This window comes from Arsenicicoccus cauae (assembly GCF_009707125.1).
Lineage (GTDB): Bacteria > Actinomycetota > Actinomycetes > Actinomycetales > Dermatophilaceae > Arsenicicoccus > Arsenicicoccus cauae.
Genome location: NZ_WLVL01000019.1, coordinates 87,615 through 112,173 on the forward strand (window position 1 = coordinate 87,615; position 24,559 = coordinate 112,173).

Consider the following 24,559-nt stretch of genomic DNA (forward strand, 5'->3'; position numbering starts at 1 on the left):
TCATTGGCCACTGATTGTGCCGGTTGATCCCTGGCCGTCCTCCTCGTCGCGTCGCCGCTTGGCCAGCAGGAGCAGCCAGGCGCCGCCGAGGATCATGGCGAGCCCCACGCCGGCCAGCAGCCCGACGTCGGCACCGGTCTTGGCCAGGCGGCCGGTCCGCGGGTCGATGTAGTAGCCCGGGGGCACGGACCCGTTGCCGCTCTGGTTGACCCAGCCACCGCCAGGCAGGCCGTAGTACACCCCGCCCGGGTAGCTCCCGCCCCCGTGGTTGACGCCGTTGCCGGTGCCCGTGCCGTTGCCGAGGACGACGGGCTGGGTGCCCCTCACGGAGTCGGAGACGGGGGTGGACGTGGCTGCCTTGCGGCTGCCGGCGGGCGAGCCGCTCGGCGAGGTCGCCGAGGCGCTCGCGTTGTTGTCGAGCGTCCCGTAGCCGAGGTCTGCCTGGGCCACCAGGTAGCCCTTGTCGAGGCAGGTCACGACGTTGCCGGGCGCGGTCGGCGCCAGCGGCCCGCCGAGGCACTCGACCCCGTCGTACCCGAGCATCGCATCGCTGATCTTGACGGACTTCAGCGGCGTCTCGCCGGTGTTGGTGACGGTGAAGCTGTAGGTCACCGTCTCGCCGGCGTCCGCCTTGCCGTTGCCGTTCGCGTCGTTCAGCTTCGCGTTCTTCTTGAGCTCGTAGGCGAGCTTCTCGTCCAGCGGCACCGGCGGGTCGTCGGCTGCGGTCACCACATCGCCGGTGTCCACCCGAATGCCGGCCAGGTTGGCTCGCGTCCGGACGACGCCCCCGGCCATGTCGGCGCTGGTGATCGTGTACTCGATCACGCCGCAGCCGGACCACTCGGCCGGGTCGAGCACCGCGTCACCCAGCGCCTGCGGACCTCGCGAGCCCGCCCGGGCCCCGGCGCCCGCGAAGGCGGTCGAGGAGGCGGTGTATGGCGCTGTCCAGTCGTAGGTCACCGCGCCGGTCCGGGCCAGCGTGAGCGGGCAGACGAACGCGCCGTCGACGAAGGTGTCCTTGGACAGGACCGTGACGTTGGCCAGGCTCAGCATCGGGTCGGTGATCTTGACGTCCCGGAGCCCCACCGTGCCGGTGTTGGTGCCTACGTAGGCGTAGCGGACGACGTCCCCGGCGTTCTTGATCCCATCACCGTTGAGGTCGACGAAGTCCAGCCCGGTCGCCGGGTCGGTGAGCACAGTCTTGTCGAGCTTGACCTCGGCGCTGGCCGGCGTGGTGGGGGTGGTCGGGGTGGACGCCTTGTCGCCCTTGGTCTGGGTGTCGCCGTTGAGGCCCCTGACGTTGACCGTGGCGGCATTCTCGATCGAGCCGGACTGCTGCTCCCACTCGCTGATGTCGTGGACCGCGGTGCAGACCAGGATTCCACCGCCCTTGGGCACGACCGTCGCGCCGTGGGTCGGGGTGCCCGCGGCGAGGGCGTCGGCGTTCGCGTAGACCTTGCCGTTGGTCAGGCAGTCCTGGTTCGTGAGCCCCAGGTTCGAGTCGTTGAGCACGACGTTCGCCGCGTCGGTGGTGCCGGTGTTGGTCACGGTGAAGGTGTAGGTCACCGTGTCCCCCACGTTGGTGGCGCCGTCCTTGTTGACGTCGTTCCAGGCCGCGGCCTTGTCGAAGGTGTAGTCCAGCGAGCCCGAGATCCGGAACTCCGACGTGACCGAGGACCGGCTCTCCAGGAGGTTGCCCTGGGGGTCCCTGGCCTGGGCGAGGGCGGTGTTGTAGATGATGCCCGTCTGCAGGTCGTCCTTGGTCAGCAGATATCGGTAGACGGTGCACTCGTGAGCCTCGCCCGGCAGCAGGGCCGGGTTCGTCGGGCTGGTGCAGGGCACGGCGGTCAGCCCGAGCCGGGGGTCGGTGATGGTCGGCGCGCTGACCGTGGTGGTGCCCTCGTTGGTGATCCTGAAGTGGTACGGGATGTAGTCACCGAGGTCGATCCCACCGTTGGCGTCGTCGTCCACGGCCTTCTCCGCCGTCTTGGCCAGGATGATCCTGCTGACGCTGGCCAGCGGCGTCTCCACCGTGTCGGTCGACGGCGCCGAGCGCGGGTTGCCCGGCAGGTCGGCGAAGCTCCCGTAGGCGCTGGCCGTGTTGGTCACCATGCCGGCGTCCACGTCGGCCTGCGTCAGCGTGTAGGTCCGGCTCAGGCAGGTCGCCACCTGCGGCTGCAGAGCCATCGACTGGAGCAGCGCCTCGGGCATGAACCACGTGTCCGGGGCCCCGGCCTCGGGCGGCAGGCCGGACGGCGGGAAGGTGCAGGTGCCGCCGGTCACGCCGAGCTTGGGGTCGGACAGGTCGAGCCTGGTGAGCGGCATGTTGCCGGTGTTGCGGATGGTGAACGCGTAGGTGATCGTGTCGCCCACGTCCGCGCCGTTGCCGTCGAGGTCGTTGAGGGACGACCCCGTCTTGTCCAGGGTCACGGCCGGGTTGATCTGCACCTCCTCGGTGTCGTCGTCCGACACGGTGATGCCCGTGGCGGTGACGCCGGTGGCGGTGGCGAGGTTGCTGATCACGCCTCGCTCGTAGTCCGTGGCCGTGCCGACGTAGGTCATCGACGGGCAGGCCCTCGACTCGCCGGGGCGCAGCGGGGTGGAGCCGCAGGTCACGGTCTTGCCGATCATCGGGTCGGTGACGGTGACGGGCGACAGCGACACCGTGCCCGGGTTGCTCACGGTGAAGGCGTAGGTGATGGAGTCACCGGCGTCCACCGTCTGGCTGCCGTTGACGTCCCGGTAGGAACCCACCACCTTGTCCAGGACGATGGCCGGCGCCTGGTTGAGGGCGACCGACGTGGAGTCGGACGAGGTGACGCGGGTGCCGAGCGGTGACGTCCCGGCAGCCGAGGCCGTGTTGTCGACCGCGCCCGCGTCGAGGTCGGCCTGGGTCAGCGTGTAGGTCCTGCGGCAGGTCGACACCTCGCCGGGCGCCAGCTTGGCCGGGTCGCAGGCGACGTTCGTCATACCGACCTTGGCGTCGTTGACCACGATGCCGCTCATGGTCACGTTGCCGAGGTTGGCGATGGTGAAGGTGTAGGTCACCGTGTCACCGGCGTCCACCCGGGAGCTGTTGTTGGCGTCCACGACCCCGTCCTGGGTCTTGTCCAGGGACAGCTTGGGCGTCTCGACCAGCTTGGTCTCGGTGGCGTCGCCGGCCGTCACGACGATGTCCCGGGGCGTGAGCGCCCGGACCGTCGCGGAGTTCTTGATCGCCGCGCCCTTGGTGCCGTCGGCCCGCGTCACGAGGGTGTCGAGGTCGGCCTGGGTCAGGACGTAGGCGAACGGCGGGCACTCCACCGTCTGGCCCGGGTCCAGCGGCACCGAGGAGCACACCTGGTCGGCGATGCCGACCCGCGCGTCCGTGTAGCGCACGTCGTGCAGGGTCAGGCTGCCCGTGTTGGTCACGAGGAACCGGTAGGTGATCGTGTCTCCCGCGCCCACCAGGCCGTCCTTGGTGGTGTCGTCGACCGTCGAGGCCTGCTTGTCGAGCGCGATGGTCCGCGTCGCCGCGACCGACACGGTCGCCGTGGAGCTCCCGCTGACCGTCGTGCCCGCCGGCGAGAGCGCCGCCGCCACGGCGGTGTTGGTGACGCCGCCGGCGTTGGCGTCGGCCAGGGTCAGGGTGTAGACGGCCGTGCAGGTGGTCGCGGCGCCGGGCGCCAGCGTCGCGGCGCCGCAGACGCGGCGGTCGTAGCCGATGTTGGGATCGGTCAGCGTCACCGTCGCCAGCGTCACCGTGCCGGTGTTGGTCAGGACGAAGGTGTAGGTGATCGTGTCACCGGCGTCCTGCTTGGCGTTCTTGTTGGCGTCCGTGACGGAGCCCGCGGTCTTCTTCAGCGAGATCGAGGGGTTCTCCGCGATCGGGTTGCTCACCTGGTCGACGGGCGACGTCACGGTGCCGCCGCGCGGGTCCTGGGCGCTGATCGTGGCGCCGTTCTCCAGCACGCCGGAGTCGATCTCCGCCTGGGTCAGCTTGTGGGCGTTGGCAGTGCAGGCCCGCGTCTGCCCCGGCAGCAGGGTCGCCGTGCCGCACTGGACGTCGTTGAGCCCGAGCGTCGGGTCGCTCAGCGTCAGCAGGCTCAGCGTCTCGGTCCCGGTGTTGGTCGCCTGGAATCTGTAGGTGATGGTGTCGCCCGCGTCCACCCGGGTGTTGGCGTTGGTGTCGCTGATGGTGCTCGACGTCTTGTCGAGCACGATCGTCGCCCGGCCCACCGCGGGGGTGGTGACGGTGTCGACGTTGGTGAGCACGGTGCCGTCCGGCGTCGTGGCCTTCGTCGTCGCGGTGTTGACGACCTTGCTCGCGTCGACGTCGGCCTGCGTCAGCAGGTAGGTCCGGGTAGCGCAGAGCCGCGTCTGCCCGGGGAGCAGCGGGTCGGCGCCGCACACCTGGGCGTTGTAGCCCAGCTTGGCGTCGGTCAGCGTGATCGGGCTGAGGGTGACGATGCCGTCGTTGACCACCGTGAAGGTGTAGGTGATCGTGTCGCCGACGTCCGGGCCGTTGCCGTCGGTGTCGTTGACCTGGGTCCCGACCTTGTCGAAGGACATGGACTCGACGACGGTCGGCACGACGGTCGCGCTCGCGGTCCGGGTGAACGCGATGCCGCTCGGCGGGGTGAAGGCCGCGGACGCGGTGTTGGTGACCGTGGCCGCGTCGACGTCCGCCTGGGTGAGGACGTACGGCTTGGTGAAGCACTCGCGCGTGCCGCCCGGGGGCAGGGTGCCGGTGCCGCACGCCGCGCCGGTGACCCCGAGCAGCCTGTCGGACACGGTGACCCCGGTCAGGTCGACGTTGCCGACGTTGGTCACCGAGACGGTGAAGGTGACGGTGTCGCCCGCGTCCTGGCGGCCGCTGCCGTTGGTGTCCGCGACGGCCGAGGCGAGCTTGGCGACCTTCGCGTCCGGGGTGGACGGGATGCCCGTCGAGGTCGTGTCGGAGGACGCCGGGGTGGCGTCACCGTGGAGGTCGGTGCCGGCGGCATACGCGATGTTGTCCACGGAGCCGAGGTTGAGGTCGGCCTGGGTGATCGTGCGTGTCGACGCGGCGCACTGCACCGACTGGCCCGGCGCCAGCGTGCCGGTCCCGCAGGTCACGTCGGTCAGCCCGACCTTCGCGTCGTCGACATTGACGCCCGTGAGGGTGACCGTCCCGGTGTTCTTGACCGTGAAGGTGTAGTCGATCGTCTCGCCGAGGTCGCGGATCCCGTTGCCGTTGGGGTCGTTGACCCGGGCCACGGCCTTGTCCAGCGTCAGCTGGACCACCTCGGGGACGGCCACGTCCACGCTGTCGGACGCGGGCACCTTGGCCCCACCGGGGGCGGTGCCGACCGCGGTCGCGGTGTTGCGGACCGTGTTGGCGTTCACGTCGTCCTGGGTGAGCGTGTAGGTCCGGGCGTCACAGCTGCGCGTCGCGCCGGGGGCCAGGCCGCCGGTGCCGCACACGGCATCCGTGATGCCCAGCAGCGAGTCGGTGTAGGTCACCGGGCTGAGCGTGACCGTGCCGGTGTTGGTGACGGTGAAGCCGTAGGTGATGCTGTCGCCGGCGTCCACGCGCCCGGTCCGGTTGACGTCGACGATCGGCCCGGCCGTCTTGTCCAGCGTCAGTCCCGCGTCGGGCACGACCGGGGTGTCGGTGGTGTCGGTGCCGCTCACCTTGACGCCCGTGGGCGGGGAGCCCCCGGCCGTGGCGGTGTTGGCGACGCTGCCGGCGTCGACGTCGGCCTGGGTCAGGGTGTACGTCTTGGGCGGGCAGGTCACCTGGGCGCCGGGCGCCAGGCTCCCGGAGCCGCAGGCAGGACCCACACCCAGCTTGGGGTCGCTGTAGGTGATCGCGCTCAGGGTGACGTTGCCGGTGTTGGTGGCGACGAAGGTGAACACGATGGTGTCCCCGGCGTTGACCCGGCCGTCCTTGTTGGCGTCGACGATGCCGCCCGCCGTCTTGTCCATGACGATGGAGGCCGACGGCGCGACCGGGGTGGTCGCCGTGGCGGGCGCGGTCACGTCCAAGCCGCTGGGCGGGGTGGCCGCCGCGGTCGCGTTGTTGACGACCTTGCCGGCATCGACGTCGGCCTGGGTGAAGGTGTAGCTCTTGGTCACGCACCCGCTGCGGGTCTCCCCTGGCTGCAGCGCGGTGGCGCCGTTGCCGCAGGCCGCGGTGACGAGGCCCAGCTTGGCGTCGTTGATCACGACGGAGGTCAGGGAGACGTTGCCGGTGTTGGTGACCGAGAAGGTGTAGCTGACCGTGTCGCCGGCGTCGATGCGGCCGTTGCCGTTGAGGTCCACGGGGGTGCCGGCCACCTTGGCGAGAGAGATCGACGGCAGCGCGTCGACCGCGCGCGAGCTGCGGTCCGTAGCCGACACGTCCCCGTTGGCTGGGGTCGTGCCGTGGGCGGTCGCGGTGTTGTCCACGGTGCCCGCGTTGACGTCCGCCTGCGTGAGCACGTATGGCGTCGTGAGGCAGTCGACGAACTCGCCCGGCGCGAGGGCTGCCGTCCCGCAACGCGCGTTGGCCAGCCCGACCTTGCCGTCGGTGACGGTGACCGGGTCGAGGGTGACGTTGCCGGAGTTGGTCACCCGGAACCGGTAGGTGATGGTGTCACCTGCGTCCTGGCGCCCGTTGCTGTTGGTGTCCGCGATGGCGCTGTCGGTCTTGTCCAGCACGAGGCGCGGGGAGGCGGGCACGGTGACGTCCACGGCGGCCGACCCGGTCACCGTGGCGCCCCCGGGGTCCTTGGCCGTGGCGGTCGCGGCGTTGTGCACCAGCCCCGCGTCGACGTCGGCCTGGGTGAGCGTGTAGGTCCGCGACGCACAGGTCACCGAGGCGCCCGGGGCGAGGCTGCCGGTGCCGCACCCGACGTTCGTCATACCGAGCTTGGCGTCGTTGACCACGACCGAGGTCACGGTGGTCGTGCCGGTGTTGGTGACCTTGAAGCCGTAGGTGACCTGGTCACCCGCGTCCTGCCCGTTGGCGTCCAGGTCGCTGATCGCGCTGGCGGTCTTGACCAGGGCCAGCAGCGAGGCGCCCGACGCCGGGGTGCTCGTGGAGTCCTGCTGGTTGACGACGGTCACGCCGGCCGGCGGCGCCGCCACCGCGCTCGCGGTGTTGGCGACCGAGCCGGCGTCCACGTCCGCCTGGGTGAGCACGTAGGTCCTGGCCGGGCAGGCGGCGGTCTGGCCGGGGGCCAGGGAGGCCACGCACTGCACGCCAGTGATGCCGAGCCGGGCGTCGGTGTAGGTCACCGGGGACAGGGTCACGTTGCCGGTGTTCGTGACCGAGAAGGTGTAGGCGATCGTGTCACCCGCGTCCGGCCCGTTGCCGTCGGCGTCGATCAGCGACCCCGCCGTCTTGTCGAAGGTGTACGACGCCGAGCGGGTGCCCGACAGGGTCACCGAGTCCGTGGCGGTCAGCTTGCTGCCGTCCGGCTTGGTGGCGGTCAGCGTCGCGGTGTTGCTGTAGGTCCCGGCGTCGACGTCGGCCTGGGTCAGCACGTGGTTGCGCAGCGGTGTCGTCGGGTAGCCAGCCGGGTGGCAGGTGCGGGTCTCGCCGGGTCGCAGCACGCCGTCACCGCACAAGGTGTTGTAGATCCCGATCGGGGGGTCGTTCTTGCGGACGTCGGTCAAGGTGGTGTTGCCGCCGTTGGTGGCGATGATCGTGTAGTCGATCCGGTCCCCGACGCTCCAGGCGCCGTTGCCGTCCACGTCGACGTAGACGCCCTGCTTGTCCAGCGTCAGGATCTGGTTCTGCGGGACCGCGCGGCTGTTGGTGTCGGTCGAGGTGACGGTGGCGCCCGCGGGGCTGGTCCCGGCAGCCGTCGCCGTGTTGTCGACCGAGCCCTTGTCGACGTCGGCCTGGGTCAGCGGGTAGGCCTTGACGATGCAGTCCACCGTCTGCCCCGGCCGGAGCTGGGCGATGGTGGGCTCGCAGGTGGCCTGGTTGAGTCCGAGCTTCTGGTCCGTGATGGTGATCGGGGCCAGGTCGACGTTGCCGGCGTTGGTGACGCGGAAGGTGTAGGTGATCGTGTCGCCGGGCCCGACGATGTCGTCCCGGACGGTGTCGGCGATGGCCGTGTCGACCTTGTCGAGACGGATCACCGGGTTGGCCGGGATCGTGGTGGTGACCGACGCCGGAGCGGTGACGGTGGTGCCCCTGGGGTCCACCGCCGTGGCGCTGGCCGCGTTGACGAGGCGGCCGGCATCCACGTCCGCCTGGGTCATCGTGTAGGTCTTGGGCGGGCAGGTCCGCTGCTCCTGCGGAGCGAGCGGGCCGTTGCCGCAGGCCTGGTTGGCGACGCCGATCCGGGTGTCCTGGTAGAGGACGTTGGTCAGCGTCGTCGTGCCGATGTTCTTGACGGTGAAGGTGTAGGACACCGTGTCGCCGGCGCTCGGGCCGGCCGGTGCCGCCACGTCGGTGATGGCGCCGGCGGTCTTGACCAGGGACAGCGTGGACGTGCCGGATGTCGAGGTGCTCGTCCGGCTGGTCTGGTCCGTGACCGTGACCCCCGTGGGCGGGGTGGCCACGACGGAGGCCGTGTTGTCCACCGAGCCGCGGTCGATGTCGGCCTGGGTGAGGGTGTACGTCTTGGCCGGGCAGGCGACGGTCTGACCAGGGCCGACGGTGGGCTGGCAGGCGGCGCCGTCGATGCCGAGGATGGTGTCGGAGTAGGTCACCGGCGCGAGGGTCACGTTGCCGGTGTTGGTCACCGAGAAGGAGTAGGTGATCGTGTCGCCGGCGTCGGGCCCGTTGGCGTCGGTGTCGATGATCGACCCGGCGGTCTTCTTGAAGGTGTAGGACGCGGTGCGGGTGAGGGGCTGGACCACGGTGTCCGCGGCGACCACCTTGGTGCCGTCGGGACGGGTGCCGGTCAGGGTGGCGGTGTTGTCGAAGTGGCCGGCGTCGACGTCGGCCTGCGTGAGCGTGTGGTAGCGCAGCCGCCCGGTGGTGGCGTAGTCCGCGGGGTTGCACACCTGGGTCTCGCCCGGGTCCAGCACGCCGTCCTCGCAGGCCGCGTTGTTGATCCCGATGGCCGGGTCGTTCTTGCGCACGTCGGTCAGCGTCACATTGCCGGTGTTGGTGCCCGTGAGCGTGTAGTCGATGCGGTCCCCGACATCCACCCTGCCGTTGACGTTGACGTCGACGTAGGTGCCGACCTTGTCCAGCACCAGGCCGAAGGTCTGGCGGACCGGGGTCGACGTCGAGTCGCTGGACGACCGTTGGGCGCCCGAGGGGCCCGTCGCGGTGGCCGTGGCGGTGTTGTTGACCGAGCCGGCGTCCACGTCGGCCTGGGTGAGGACGTAGGTGTTGTCGGCCGTCACCTGGCACGCCCGGACCTGCCCCGGCAGGAGCGGGTCGGTGCCGCAGGCGACCGGCGTGGCGCTCAGCCGGGTGTCGGTGATCCGCACCGAGCTCAGGGTCGTGGTCCCGGTGTTGGTCACGGCGAAGGTGTAGGTGACGGAGTCGCCGGGGTCGGACTCGTCCTTGACCCTCCCGGTGTCCTTGAGCGCGCTCGCCACCTTGTCCAGCGAGATCGCCTCGACCCGGGTCAGCGTGGACGTCTGCGAGGCCGAGCCGGTGACCTGGCTGCCGTCCGGTGCGGTCCCGGCCGCGGTCGCGGCGTTGACGACCTTGCCGGAGTCGATGTCAGCCTGGATGAGCACATATGTCACGGACGGGCAGGTCACCGTCGAGGCCGGCGCCAGCGTCGCCGCGCAGACGGAGCCCGCGGCCACGCCGGCCTTGGGGTCGGCATACGTGACGTTGGTGAGGGTGGTGTTGCCGTTGTTGGTGATCGAGAAGGTGTACTCGATGTGGTCACCGGCATCGACCCGGCCGTTGCTGTTGGCGTCGACCACGGGCCCGGCCGTCTTGCTGAGCAGCAGGGTGCTCGCCCGGCCGAGCGGGGTCGAGGTGCTCTGCGCCTGGCTGAAGGTCGTGCCGTCGGGCCGGGTGAAGGTGCCCGTCGCCGTGTTGTCCACCGTGCCGGCGTCCACGTCGGCCTGGGTCAGGGTGTAGGTACGGGCCGGGCAGTCACGGGTCTCCCCCGGGGTGAGCGGGGTGCCGCCGCAGGCCGCGTTGCGGAGCCCCAGCTTGCTGTCCGTGTAGGTGACCGGGTTGAGGTCCACCGTGCCGGTGTTGCGGACCGAGAAGGAGTAGACGATCAGGTCGCCCACGTCGACGCCGTTGCCGTCGATGTCGGAGACCGAGCCGGCCCTCTTGGAGAAGGTCGCGGCGGCCGACTGGACGAGCGGGGTCGTGGCCGTCGAGGCCGAGGTCACGGCCGCGCCGATGGCCGGCGTGCCCGTCGCGGTGGCCGTGTTGACCACCTTGCCGGCGTTGAAGTCCGCCTGGGTCGTGGTGTAGGACACCGCGGTGCAGGCCATCGTCCGGCCAGGCTCCAGGCTGCCGGTGCCGCTGCCGCCGCCGTTGCCGCAGGAGACGTTGGACAGGCCGAGCTTGGCGTCCGTCAGCGTGACCTGGGTGAGCGTGACGGTGCCGGTGTTCTGGACCGCGAACGAATAGGTGATCCGGTCGCCGGCGTTCTGGGTGCCCGACCCGTCCGTGTCGGCCGGCGTGGACCCGGTCTTGGTCAGCATGATGCCGGTGGTGCCCGCGAGGGGCGTCGAGACGCTGTCCGTGGCGGGCACGGTGGTGCCGTCCGGCGTCCTGGCCGCGGCGGAAGCCTCGTTGAGCAGAGAGCCGGAGTTCACGTCGGCCTGCGTGATCGTGTAGGTCCTGGCCGGGCAGGACCGGGTGGCGCCGGGCAGCAGCGGCGCGGTCCCGCACGCCAGGTTGAGGATCTGGAGCTTGGCGTCCGAGTAGGTCACCGTGGACAGGGTGGTCGTGCCGGTGTTGCTGACCGCGAAGGTGAACTCGATCGTGTCCCCTGCATCCTTGAGGCCGTTGGCGTTGGCGTCGGTGTGGGTGCCGCCCACCTTGTCGAGGGCCAGGGAGCTGCTCTGCGGGGCCGTGGTGGTGGTGCCGCTGGTGCCCTGGACGACGGTGCCGGCCGGGTCCTTCGCCGCCGCGGAGGCGTTGTTGACGATCGTCCCCTGGTCGACGTCGGCCTGCTTCAGCGTGTAGGTCACGCCGTCGGGGAAGCAGTAGCCGGACTGGCCCGGGGCGAGCGTGGTGGTCAGGGTGCACGCCACCCCGGCGAGCCCGAGCCGGGTGTCGGTGACGGAGACCCCGGTCAAGGTGGTGGTGCCCGTGTTGGCGACGCGGAAGCGGTAGGTGATGGTGTCGCCGGCGTCGACGCGGGCGTCGCCGTTGGCGTCCACGATCGAGCCGGCCTGCTTGGTGAGCCGCAGCGTCGAGGCGGTGGCCAGCGTCGTGGACGTCGTGTCCACCGGCGAGGTGATCGGCTTGTTCTCCAGGTCCAGGCCGGTCACGGACGCCGAGTTGTCGAGCGTGCCGCGGTCCGCGTCGGCCTGCGTGAGCGTGTAGGTGATCGCCGAGCAGCTGCGGGTGACGCCCGGGGCGAGCCCGCCGGAACCGCAGGCGATCGGGGTGGGGGCCAGCAGGCTGTCCGTCAGGGTCACGCTGTTGGCCGTGACGTTGCCGGTGTTGGTGACCTTGAAGGTGAACGTGACGGTGTCGCCCGCGTCCGGGCCGTTGCCGTCGAGGTCCGTGACGGAGCTGGCCGTCTTGTCGAAGACCAGGGCCGGCGCGTGCGTGATCGTCGTGGTGGTGCCGGCCGTGCCGGTGACCTCGGCGCCCGACGGCGGCTTGCCGTAGGCCGCCGCTTGGTTGAGCACCTGCTTGCGGTCCACGTCGGCCTGCGTGATGGAGTAGGTCGCCTTCGCGGCGCTGAGCGTGCAGGTCCGCGTGTCGCCGGGGGCCAGCGGACCCGTGCCGCACGCCTCTTTGACCAGGCCCAGCTTGTCGTCGCTGATGGTCACGGGGTTGAGGGTGGTCGAGCCCGTGTTCTTGACGCTGAACGAGTACTGGATGGTGTCGCCGGCATCCTGCATCGTGTTGCCGTTGGTGTTGGCGATGGCCGACGCCGTCTTGGTGAGCGCGACGCTGGAGCTCGCGTCGACAGGCGTCGAGGTGCTGGCCGGACCGTTGACCGCGACGCCGGTGGGGCTCACGCCCGCCGCGGACGCCGAGTTGTTGACGCTGCCGGAGTCGATGTCCGTCTGGGTCAGGCGGTAGACGACGAGCGCGCACGGGCCCGTTGCGCCGGGGGCGAGCGACGAGGTCTGGCAGCTGGCGTTGTAGAGCCCGGCCTTGGCGTCGCTGAGGGTCACCGGGCTGAGGGTCACGTTGCCGGTGTTGGTGACCGAGAACGTGTAGGTAATCGTGTCGCCCGCGTTGACGATGCCGTCGGCGCCCTTGTCGATCGCGGACGCCGCCTTGGTGAGGCCCACCGAGGGGTTGGGGGCGATGCCGGTCGTCGTGGTCGCCGTGGTGCTGACCTTGGCTCCCGTGGGCGGCGTGGCTACGGCCGACGCGTTGTTGCGGACGGCACCGGCGTCGGCGTCGCCCACCTCGACGGTGTACTGCTGGGAGATCTGGCAGTCGCGGGTGGCCTTCGGCGCGAGGTCCCCCGTGCCGCAGGCGACGTTGACGAGGCCGATCTTCAGGTCGGAGACGCGGACGTCCTTCAGCGTGGTCGTCCCGGTGTTCCTGACCGAGAAGGTGTAGGTGATGGTGTCCCCGGTGTCGGGACCGTTCCCATCGCTGTCGACCAGGGCCCCGGCCGTCTTGGTCAGCGCCAGGCTCGAGACCGCCCCGAGCGCGAGGGAGGTGGCGTCGTCGTCCGTGACCTTGGTGTTGCCGTCCGGTGCCACGCCCTCGGCATACGCCTGGTTGTTCAGCGCACCGGAGTCGAAGTCGGTCTGGTTCGTCGTGTAGGTGTAGTCCATGCAGAACCGGGTGGCCCCCGGAGCCAGGGGGCCGCTGCCGCAGGGCGCGGTCATCTGGAGCACCGGCTCGGTCACCGTGACCGAGTTCAGGGTGACGTTGCCGATGTTGGTCACCAAGAAGGAGTACGTCACCGTGTCGCCGGCGCTCGGCCGACCGTCGCCGTTGGCGTCGACCAGGGGGGCGTTGGTCTTGTCGAACCTGATGGCGGGCGCCTGGGTGAGGGTGTCGGTGACCTTGTTCGACGTCGCGGAGACCCTCTGGGTGGTCGGCGACAGGGCCGAGATGCTGGCGGTGTTGTCCACCTTGCCGGCGTCCAGGTCGGCGGCGGTCATCACATAGCTGACCGCGGTGCACTCACGGGAGGCCCCCGGTGCCAGGGACCCGCTGCCGCAGGCGACATTGGTCAGCCCCACCTTCGGGTCGGTCAGCGCGAGGTTGGTGAGGGTCACGCTGCCGGTGTTCTTGACGGTGAAGGTGTAGCGGATCGTGTCGCCGGCGTCCTGGCGTCCGTTCGCGTTCGCGTCGACCACCCCGCCGCTGGTCTTGACGATCTGGATCGACGGAGCCGGCGTGATCGGGTCGCTGGTCCCGTCCGTCGACGAGGCGATGGTGCCCGTGGGGCTGGTGCCGCGGACGGTGGCGACGTTGTCGAGGGTGCCCGCGTCGACGTCGGACTGCTGGACCGTGTAGGTCGCCTGGGGGCAGGTCACGGTCTGGCCCGGGGCGAGCGAGCCGACGCAGGACGGCGCGTTGATCTTGAGCTTGGCGTCGGAGTAGATCACGGGCGAGAGGGTGACGTTACCGGTGTTGGTCACCGTGAACGTGAAGGTCATGGTGTCGCCCGCGTCGGTGCGACCGTTGGTGTTGACGTCGGTGAAGCCCAGGGTCTCCTTGTCCAGCGCGATGCCGGGCGACTGGGTCAGGCTGGTCGTGACGGAAGCCGGGGCGGTGGCCGCCTTCCCGGTCTGCGACACCGCGGTCGCGGTCGCGGTGTTCTGCACCTGGCCGGCGTCGATGTCGGCCTGGGTGAGGGTGTATGCCGCCTGTGCGCAGGTCGCCGTGGCTCCGGGAGCCAGCGGCAGCGGGGTGCAGCCGGACAGGGCGGTCGCCCCGAGCTTGGGGTCCGCGATCGAGATGCTGCTCAGGGTCTCGGCCCCGATGTTCTTGACGGAGAAGGCGTAGACGAGCCCGTCGCCGACGTCGGCCCGGCCGTTGGCGTTGGCGTCGACCTTGGCCACCAGGGTCTTGGTCAGCGCGATCAGCGGCGTGCCCGAGGTGGCCGACGTGGTGCCGTCCGTCGACGTGTACGTCTTGCCGGTCGGGTCGCTGACGGTCGCCGTGGCGTTGTTGACCACGGACCCGGAGTCGATGTCCGCCTGGGTGATCGTGTAGGTCTTGGCCGAGCAGACCAGGGTCTGGCCCGGCTCGACCGTGCCGGTCCCGCAGGCGGCCTTGACGATGCCGGCCTTGGGGTCGTCCAGGGTGACGGAGCTGAGGGTGACCGTGCCGGTGTTGCGGACCGAGAAGGAGTAGACGATCGTGTCGCCGGCGTCCACGCCGTTGCCGTCGACGTCGGTGACCGACGACGCGGTCTTGTCGAAGACATGGCTCACCCGCGGCGTGAGGGTCACGTCGTCGAAGTCCTGGGCCGTGATGGGCGAGCCGACCGGCGGGGTGCCCTGGACGGAGGCGTCGTTGTGGATCGTCCCGGCGTTCATGTCGGCCTGGGTGATCGTGTAGTTCGCGGTGTAGCAGGTGGTCGACTCGAGCGGATCCACGACGGGGTCGTCGCACACCCGGCTCGAGAGCCCCAGCTTGGCGTCGGTCAGGTTGAGCAGGTTGAGCGTGACGTTGCCCGTGTTGGTGACCTTGAACGTGTAGGTCACCACGTCACCGTTGTTGGGCGTGACCCCGTCGCCGTTGTCGCTCACCGCCGAGTGGGTCTTGTCGAGGGTCAGGGCCGGCGCCTGGGCTAGGGGGACGGTGTCCTTGTCCTGGCTGGTGACCGTGGCGCCCTTGGGGTCGGCGCCCGCCGCCGTCGCGGTGTTGTCCACCTTGCTGGCGTTGAGATCGGCCTGGGTGAGGGTGTAGCTCCGCGAGGGGCAGGTCGCCGTGGCACCGGGCGCCATCGTGGCGGCGCACAGGACGTTCGCCATACCGAGCTTGGCGTCCGAGACGGTGACGTTGCTGAGGGTCGTCGACCCGCTGTTGGTGACGGTGAAGGCGTAGGTCACGGTGTCCCCGGCGCTCGGTCCGACGGGGTCCTTGGCCTCGACGATCGCGCTGTGGGTCTTGTCCACGATCAGCGCCGAGATGGGGGCGAGGTTGCGGCTGGTCGAGTCGGCCACCGAGCGGGTCGACTGGTTCTGGGTGTCCAGGGCCGTCACGTAGGCCGTGTTGCTGATCGCGCCGGCGTCGATGTCCGCCTGCGTCAGGACATAGGTCTCGGCCGCGCCGTAGCACCACTCGGTCTGCCCGGGCAGGAGGCCGCCGGGATGGGTGTCGTCGAGGTACCTGCACCAGGTCGAGCCGCTCGTCGTGGTGGCCGGGTCCAGCTTCGTGTCGTAGAGGTCCACGTGGTGCAGCGCGGTGGTGCCGGTGTTGGTGATGCTGAACCGGTAGGTGACGGTGTCGCCCGCGTCCACGCCGTTGTTGTCCAGGTCGGTGACCCCCAGGTCGGTCTTGTCGAGAGCGACCTTGGAGGTGCCGGAGGTGGCCGTCGTCGTCGAGTCGGCGGGCGAGGTGACCCTCTGGCCCTTGGGGTCGGTGCCCGCGGCCGTGGCCGTGTTGGTGACGGAGCCGGAGTCGACGTCGGCCTGGGTCAGGGTGTACGACCTCGCCGAGCAGACCCGGGTGGCGCCCGCCGCCAGGCTGGTCGTGCCGCAGGTCGCGTTGACGATGCGCACCGTGGGGTCGTCGTAGGTGACGGAGCTGATCGAGACGGTGCCCGTGTTGGTCACGGAGAAGTAGTAGGTGAGCGTGTCGCCCACGTCGGGGCCGTTGCCGTCCAGGTCCATCAGGTCGCCGACGGTCTTGTCCATGCTCAGGCCCGGGGTCTGCGTGAGGGCATCCGTCACGGAGCTGGTCGCGGAGACCGTGCCGCCCGCGGTCAGGGTGCCGTTGGCGGTGACTGCGTTGGCGACCTGGCCGGCGTCGAGGTCGGCCTGGGTGAGGGTGTAGGTGGCCCGGGCCACCGGGAGGCTGCAGCTCTGGCTGGCGCCCGGGGCGAGGGCTCCGACGCACGGCTCGTTGACCAGGCCGAGCCTGGGGTCCGTGATGGTGACGCCGCTGAAGGACGTGGTGCCGCCATTGCGGACCGTGAAGGCGTAGACGATGGTGTCGCCGGCGCTGTCGCGACCGTCGCGGCTGGTGTCGACGACGCCGCCGGAGGTCTTGACGATGCTGAGGGCCGAGGCCCGCGTGATGGTGGTCGACGTGGTGTCGGTCTGTGCGATCACCTGCCCGGAGGGCGTCCTGGCATTGGACGTGGCCGAGTTGTCCACGACGCCGGCGTCGATGTCCGCCTGGGTCAGCGTGTAGGACCGGGTCAGGCACGTGATGGTGGCGCCGGGCGCCACCGCGGTGGCGCCGCAGGACGCGCTGCTCAGCCCGAGCCTGGAGTCTGCGACGGTGACCGGGCTGAGCGTGACGTTCCCGGTGTTCTTGACCACGAAGGTGAAGGTGATCGTGTCGCCCGGGTCCGTCTTGGTCGTCCCGTTGGTGTCGGTGACCACGCCGGCCTGCTTGTCGAAGGTGTAGGCGGGGGTCGCCTGCACCGTCGTCGTCGTGCTGGCCGAGCCGGTCACGGTGGTCCCGGTGGGCGTCGTGCCGCTCGCGGCGGCGTTGTTGACGACGCTGCCGGCGTCCGCGTCCGCCACCGTCAGGGTGTAGGGGGCGGTGAAGCCACAGGCGCGGGAGGCGCCCGGGTCCAGCGGGCCCGTGCCGCAGGCGACCGCGGACAGCCCCAGCTTGTTGTCGGTGACGGTGACCGGGTCCAGCCGGACGGTGCCGTTGTTGGTGACCGAGAAGGTATAGCTGATGGTGTCCCCGGCCCCGACCAGTCCGTCGCCGTTGGTGTCGGCCAGCGCACCGGCGGTCTTGGTGAGCCGGATGCCCGTCGCCTGGGTGATGGACGTGTTGGTCGAGTCCTTGGCGGTGACCGTCGTGCGACCCGGTGAGGTGCCGCTGATGGTGGCCTCGTTGGCATAGGTCCCGGCGTCGACGTCCGCCTGGGTGAGCACGTGGGTGGCCGGGCTGCAGGTCCGCGAGGTGCCGGCCGCCAGGGCGCCCGAGCCGCAGGCGAGGTTCAGGCCGAGCTTGCTGTCCGTGAGGGTCAGCTGGTCGAGCGAGACGGTGCCGGTGTTCTTGACCACGAACTGGTAGGTGATCGTGTCGCCCGCGTCGTCCTTGGTCGAGCCGTTGGTGTCGGCGATCGAGCTGGCGATCTTGTCGAGCTCGATCCTGGGCGACTCGGTCAGGGCCCGCGTCGCGGTGCCGGGCGCGGTGACCTGGGCGCCCGTGGGCGTCATGCCGGAGATCGTCGCGGTGTTGTCCACCTTGCCGGCGTTCGCGTCGGCCGCGGTGATGGTGTAGGTGATCGGCGTACAGACGCGGGAATCGCCACCGGCGAGCGGGCCGGAGCCGCAGTCGACGTTGGAGATGCCCAGCTTGGTGTCGGTCAGCTTGATCGTGCTCAGCGTGACCGAGCCGGTGTTGGTGACGCGGAAGGTGTACTGGATCGTGTCCCCGGCGTCCTGGACCGCGTTGTTGTTGGCGTCGACGACGGTGCCGGCCGTCTTGACCAGCTGCAGCGACTGGGTCGGGCTGAGCGGCACCGACGCCGAGGCGGTGCCGGGGACCGTCGTCTTGTCGGGTGCCGTGGCGGTCGCCGAGGCCGTGTTGTTGACCACGCGCGCGTCGATGTCGGCCTGGGTCAGGGTGTAGGCCGGCGAGGCGCAGGTCAGCGTCCCGCCGGGCTCGACCGACCCGGTCCCGCACAGCACGCCGGCCATGCCGATCTTGTTGTCGGTGACCGCGGCCCCCGTCAGCGACACCGTGCCGGTGTTGACGATCGTGAAGGTGTAGGTGACCTGGTCCCCGGCGTCCTGCTTCACGTTGCCGTTGGCGTCGGTCACCGTGCCGGCGCTCTTGGTGAAGGCGAAGGACGCCTTGGTGGTCACCGGGATCGTGACCCCGTCGGAGGCGGTCAGGGCCGCACCCGTCGGGGGCGTGCCGCTCAGGGTGGCGGTGTTGACGATCTGGCCGGCGTTCATGTCCGCCTGGGAGACGGTGTAGGCGTGCCCGGCGGTGGAGGCGAAGCAGTACTGCGACGCGCCCGGGGCCAGCGTCCCCGTCCCGCACCGCACGGCGTCGAGGCCGAGCCTGGCGTCGGTGATGGTGACGTTGCTCAACGTCACGGTGCCGCTGTTGGTGGCGAGGAAGCGGTAGGTCACGGTGTCGCCGGCGCTGTTGCGACCGTCGCCGGTGGTGTCCACGACCGCGCCGGCCGTCTTGTCGAGGGCGAGACCACGCAGCTGTGTGATGGGGGTCGAGGTGGTGTCGGGCGTCGACGTCGCGACCGTGCTGGCGGGCGCCGGGCCGACGGCCGACACGGTCGCCGAGTTGTCATAGCTGCCGGCGTCGATGTCGGCCTGGGTCAAGGTGTGGACCCGCTGGTAGCACTCGCGCGTGACACCCGGGTCGAGCGGGGTGGCCGGGACGCACGCGACGTCGGCGAAGCCCAGCTTGGTGTCGGTCACCGTCGGGTTGGAGACCGTGACCGTCCCGCTGTTGGTGATCTCGTAGGTGAAGGTGATGGTGTCGCCGGCGTCGGTCTTGCCGTTGGCGTTGGCGTCGGTCGGCCTCGCCGGAGCGATCTTGTCGAGGGTGATGGCGGGCGGCCTGACCCCGCCGCCGACGGTGGCGAAGTCGACCTTCTCGGTGTCCTGCGCGGACACCGGGTTGCCGGACGGCGGGGTGCCGACCGCGGTGGCCGTGTTGGTCAGGACGCCGGCGTTGATGTCCGCCTGCGCGACCGTGTAGGTTCTGGAGATCGTGCAGTCCACCGTCGCCCCCGCAGGGACCGGACCGGCGCCGCAGTCGACGGCGTTGAGGCCGAGCCTGGCGTCGGTGACGGTGACCGGGGAGAGGGTGACGGTGCCGGTGTTGGTCACGGAGAAGGTGTAGGTGATGGCGTCGCCGGCGTCCGGCCCGTTGCCGTCGAGGTCCGCCAGGGCGCTCTGCTTCTTGTCGAGCGTGATTCCCGGCGTCGAGGTGATGGCGCGGGAGTCGGAGTCCGAGGCCGTGGTCGCCTTGCCGTCCGGGCCGGTGCCCGACGCGGTGGCCGTGTTGTTCACCGCGCCCGCGTCCGCGTCCGTCGCGGTGATGGTGTAGGTCCGCACCGAGCAGGTGCGGCTCTGGCCGGGGGCGAGGGGCGCGGTGCTCGCCGCGTCGCACACCGCGGTGCCCACGTTGAGCTTGCCGTCGGTGATGGTGAGGTTGGTCAGGGAGACGGTGCCCGTGTTGGTGATGGTGAAGGTGTAGTCGATCGTGTCGCCGGCGCCCTGACGGGCGTCGGCCTTCGTGTCCTTGATCGTGGACGACGTCTTGTCGAGGACCAGTCGGGGCGTGGGCGTGATGGCGGTCGAGGTCGACGACTCCGCGGTGGCCTTGACGCCCTTGGCGTCGGTGCCGGTGACCGTCGCCGTGTTGGACACGTTCATGGCGTTGAGGTCGTCGACGGTCAGCGTGTAGGTCCGCGGGGTGCAGTCCCGTGAAGCGCCGGGGGCGAGCGGCGTCGTCGCCGCGGCGTCGCACACCGCGTCGGTGAGCTTGACCTTGGGGTCGGTGAGCGTGACGGTGGTCAACGAGGTCGTCCCGGTGTTGACCACCCGGAAGGTGTAGGTGATCGTGTCGCCCGCGTCGGTCACGCCGTTGCCGTTGACATCCACGACCGCCTGGGCGCCCTTGGCGAGCGTGACCTTGGTCTGCGGGGTCAGGGTGACGGAGGTCTGGTCGGTGCCGGAGGCCTCGGCCTTGGCGGGCGAGGTGCCGCGGGCCGTCGCCGTGTTGTTGACCGTGCCGGCGTCGATGTCCGCCTGGGTGATGCGATATGCCTGCGTGCACGTCGTGGTCGCGCCCGGGGCCAGCGCGCCGCCGCCGCACTGCGAGTAGTTGAGGCCGAGGGTCGGGTCCGTGACCGTGACGGGGTTCAGCGTCACGTTGCCGGTGTTGGTGACGGTGAAGGTGTACGACACGGAGTCACCCGCGGACTGCCTGCCGTCCCCGTTGTCGTCGTTGACGATCCCCGCGCCCTTGTCGAAGGCCAGCGCCGGCCTCTCGGGGATGGGGGTCGACGTGCTCGAGCTCGCCGTGATGGCCGCCCCGGACGGGGGGTACGCCGCGACGCCCGCCGTGTTGTTGACCGATCCGGAGTCGATGTCGCTCTGCGTCAGCGCGTAGGTGGTGGTCGTGCACGTGGTGCTGGCCTTGGGCGCCAGGGTGCTGCTGGCGCAGGTGATCGGCAGGGTGGACAGCGTGGGGTCCGTCAGCTGGATCCCTTGCAGGGTGACGGTGCCGGTGTTGGTCACCACGAAGGAGTACTGGATCGTGTCGCCGGGCTGCACCTTGTTGGCGTCGGCCTGGGAGATCGCGCTAGCGGTCTTCTTGAGCGTCAGCGCGGGGGAGGGCACGAGCGTCGAGGCGACCGTGTCCTGGGCGGAGACCTCGTTGCCGATCGGGGGCATGGCATACGTGACGGCGGTGTTCACGTAGGACCCGGCGTCGACCTCGGCCTGCGTGACGACGTGGCTGGCGGTGGAGCAGTACATCGTGGCGCCCGGAGCGAGCGCTGCGGCCGCGTTGCCCAGGTCGCAGGCTCGCCGGTCGAGGCCGAGGGTCGCGTCCGAGATCACGATGGGGCGCAGGGTCACCGACCCGGTGTTGCGGACCAGGAACGAGAAGGTCAGGGTGTCGCCCGCGTCGAGCTTGCCGCTGCTGTTGCTGTCGGACGTGGAGGCCAGCTGCTTGTCGAGCGTGATCGACGGCGACCCGTAGACCGCGGTCGACGTGTTGTCGATGCCGTGGATGGTGGAGCCGCTCGGCGTCTTGCCCGAGGCGTCACCGGTGTTGTCGTAGGACCCGGAGTCCAGGTCGGCCTGGGTGACGCGGTGCGAGAACGTGCAGGTCGTCGAGGCGCCCGGAGCGAGCGAGGTCGTGGATCCACAGGTCGCGTTGACGACGCCCAGGCTGGAGTCATTGACGAGCACGGTGCCGAGCGTCACGGTCCCGCGGTTGGTCACGGTGAAGGTGAAGGGGATCGTGTCCCCCACGTCGGTGACCTTGTTGCCGTTGGTGTCGACGACCGAACCGGCCGACTTGTCGAGCGTCAGCTGCGGGTCCGTCGCGATGGTGAGGGTCGCGCTGCCGTCACCCGTCGCCGTGCTGGCGCCGTTCACGCCCCTGGCCGTGGCGGTGTTGACGACCTTGCCGGCGTCGACGTCGGCCTGGGTCAGGGTGTAGGTGCTGGACGGGCAGTCCGCGGTCGCCCCCACGGCGAGGGTCCCCACGCACGCGGCGTTCGTCAGGTTCAGCTTGCTGTCGGTGATGGTCACCGGCGACAGCGGCACGTTGCCGGTGTTCTGCACCCGGAAGGTGTAGCTCACGGTGTCCCCGGCGTCCGGCCCGTTGTTGTCGTTGTCGATCACCGTGCCGACGGACTTGCTCAGCGAGATGTAGGCGCCCGCCTGGACGTTGAAGGTGTTGGTGTCGCTCGCGGTGGCCGGGTTTCCGGTCGGCGGCGTCGCCGTCGCGGTGGCGGTGTTGACGACCTTGAGGTTCGCCATGTCGCTCGACGTGATGGTGTACGTCCTGGTCAACGAGCAGGTGATGGAGTCCCCGGGCGCGATCACGGTGTTGGCGTCGATGCAGTAGGCACCGTTGATGCCGAGCTTGGTGTCCGTCACCGTGGGGGCGGACAGGTTGACCGGCCCGGTGTTCTTGATGACGAAGGTGTAGGGGATGGTGTCCCCGGCATCGGTCTGGTTGTTGGCGTTGACGTCGTTGAGCCGGCCGGACTGCTTGTCCAGCGCCAGGGAGGCCGTCGGCGGCGCGGGCGGCGGCACGCAGGCGGTGTTGTTGGTCGTGACGTTGTCGGTCGTCGTCGCCATGGCGACCGCGTTGTAGAGACCGCCTCCCGGCGAGCCGTTGCAGGCCGACGCGGTGTTGGCGTCCTTGAACTTGAAGGTCACGGTGAGCCGGAAGGTGTGCGTCGTCAGGGCGTTGATCGGCGTGCTGCCCGTGGTCACCGGGATCGTGGCGCCGCTCAGGGTGGTGTAGGGCTTGCCCGCCGGGGCGCCGGTGCCGCTGCTGTCGATCTTGTAGCCGAGGATCTGCAGGTTGCTGGAGAAGCTCGGGGTGTCGGTGATCGCACCGTAGGTGCCGACCGCGGCACCGGAGTTGGCGACGGTGACGTCGTAGGTGACCGTGTAGGACCCGTCCGCGTTGGGCCCGGCGTAGGAGCCGGCCGACTTGGCCACGTCGATGACCGCCGACCGCGTGGGCGGGTTCATGCAGGCGGAGTTGTTGGTGGTGTTCGACTCGACGGCGTACCCCGGGGTGCCGGCGTTGCCCAGGGCCACGGAGTTGAACAGGCCGGACCCGGCGGCGATGGGCGAGGAGCAGCTGCTGGGGACGGAGGTGTCCTGAGGGTTGGTGAACTTGAACTTCACGTTGACCGTGTACGTGACCGTCTGACCCGCAGCGAGGTTGACGAAGCCGCCCTTCTCCAGGTCCACGGACGTGGCCGTGGTGGAGCCCGAGCTGCCGCCGTTGGTGCTGGCCCAGTCGATGCCGGTGACCGTCAGCTTGGGATCGAATCCCGGGGTCTCGGTCAGCGGACCGTACTTCGTGGCTCCGGCGCCCGAGTTGGTCACCGTGACGGTGTAGGCCGCGGTGTAGATGGAGTCGCCATAGACGTTGACCGGACCGCTCACCCCGGACGCGGTCTTGGACACGTCGACGTTGGGGATGTTGACGATCACCTGGGTCGTGTCGCTGCCCGGGACGTTCTGGTTGGCGGCGTCCTTGGCGGAGACGTTGACGGTGTTGGTGAGCGACTGCGTGGCCGGTGGGCCGTAGCAGTCGATGTCCTGGTAGCCACCGACCTGCAGGCTCGCGATGTTCACGTTGCAGCCGGGCGCGTTGGGGTCGTTGACCGCCAGGCCCGTGAGCAGGGAGGCACCGTCGTTCTTGACGCGGATCCGGTAGCGCGGGGTCTCCCCCTGGTTGATCGTCTGGGTGTCCGATCCGTCGGCGGCCGTCTTGGTCACCTTCAGCTTGGACACCGGCACCGAGATGGCGGCGCTCTGCCACATGTACGAGTCGCCCGTTGTCCCCGTGTAGAGCCCGACGCTTTGGGACCCCGCCACCACGTTGGTCAGCTGGTAGTTGTGCACGTCGACGCTGTAGTTGGTGGGGGTACCGTTGTACGTCACCGCCCCGTCGGCGGAGCCCACCCCAGTGTTGCTCGTGTTCGCCCCGAGCGAGGTATCCGCCAGGGCGATGGTATTCGTGCCGACCGTGGAGGACGTGGTGTCGCCCGCGATGCCCTTGTCCCCCTCGTAGATCCCGACGGAGGCCCGGGCCCCTGGGGCGACGGCGACGAAGCCCCCCAGCGTGGTCGTCAGACCGTCCTGCACGCCGGCGGACGAAAAGGTGCGGACGTGACCGTCGTAGAGCACGACCTGGCGGGCCTGGCTCGCCGCCTGCCCCTGCACGGCCTGCCCATAGTCGTAGACGAGCGACATGGTCCACCCGCCGTAGCAGCCGTAGCCCGTCGGCGCCCAGATGTTGCCCACCGTCAACGTCGTCGCCGCGCCCGTCCCGGTCCCCACCTGCGCGGCGAGCTGGCTGGTGATGTCCTGCTGGGCAGAGTAGTAGTAAGGGTTGCCCGTGCTGAGCGAGCCGGAGCCCTCCGTGATGTTGGCGAAGCCGGCGTTGACGGTCTGCACAGCGCCGCCGTTGACGCGGAAGACCGGTTGCTGCGTGGTGTAGCTCCCTGCTGGCAGGGTTGCCTGCCCTCCGTAGGAGGCGCAGGAGTTGCCCGTGGCACCGGCTGCCTTCCCGGTGTTGGCGGACCAGTAGAGCATCGCCTTGACGATGGTGGCGCCCTCGGGCACGACGAACTGGCCCGAGGAGGAGTTCACCCCGGTCATCGTGGCGTCGACGTCGTAGTTGATGAACTGCCAGAAGTCGTTGACGTAGTTGTTGGAGCCAGAGGTGGGCGCGCTCCCCCCGTAGAGGACGGCGCAGCTGCTCCCCGACATCGGCGAGTCGGCCGAGGCGGTGCCAGAGCATTGCAGGATCCCGTTCCCCACGGTGAGGAAGTCGCCGTTCACGACGCGGTTGAAGGTCTCGTCCATGCGGCCGCCGGCGGGCGTGACGATCGTGGCGTCGGCGCGGGGGGCGAAGGAGACCACCAGGGCGCTCAGCAGCGCGAAGACGGCGAGGACCGCCACCGCGGCGCGCGCATGCCAGGAACGTGACGGATAGTGACGCACCGTCAGGAACCCTGGCGAGCTGGTCCAGCTGGGCATGGCCCCTCCTGCGCGCGACACCGGGGGATGTCGTGCCTCGTACCTCCCGATGCGCTGGCCTGCACACGGAGTGACGACTTGTGACTGTGAGCACATG

At 70.1% G+C, this 24,559-nt stretch carries 1 protein-coding gene; it reads right to left on the bottom strand.

Annotated elements, in window-relative coordinates; all coding sequences use genetic code 11:
- Positions 1-24,462 carry a beta strand repeat-containing protein gene (locus tag GGG17_RS16860; protein ID WP_154592743.1) on the bottom strand — a complete coding sequence of 8,154 codons (24,462 nt, stop codon included), beginning with the start codon at positions 24,460-24,462 and terminating at the stop codon, positions 1-3.
- Positions 24,463-24,559: the final 97 nt, after the last annotated feature.

Coding starts and splice junctions, on each gene's coding strand:
- GGG17_RS16860 (WP_154592743.1), bottom strand. CDS start 24,462: ATGCCCAGCTGGACCAGCTCGCCAGGGTTCCTGACGGTGCGTCACTAT.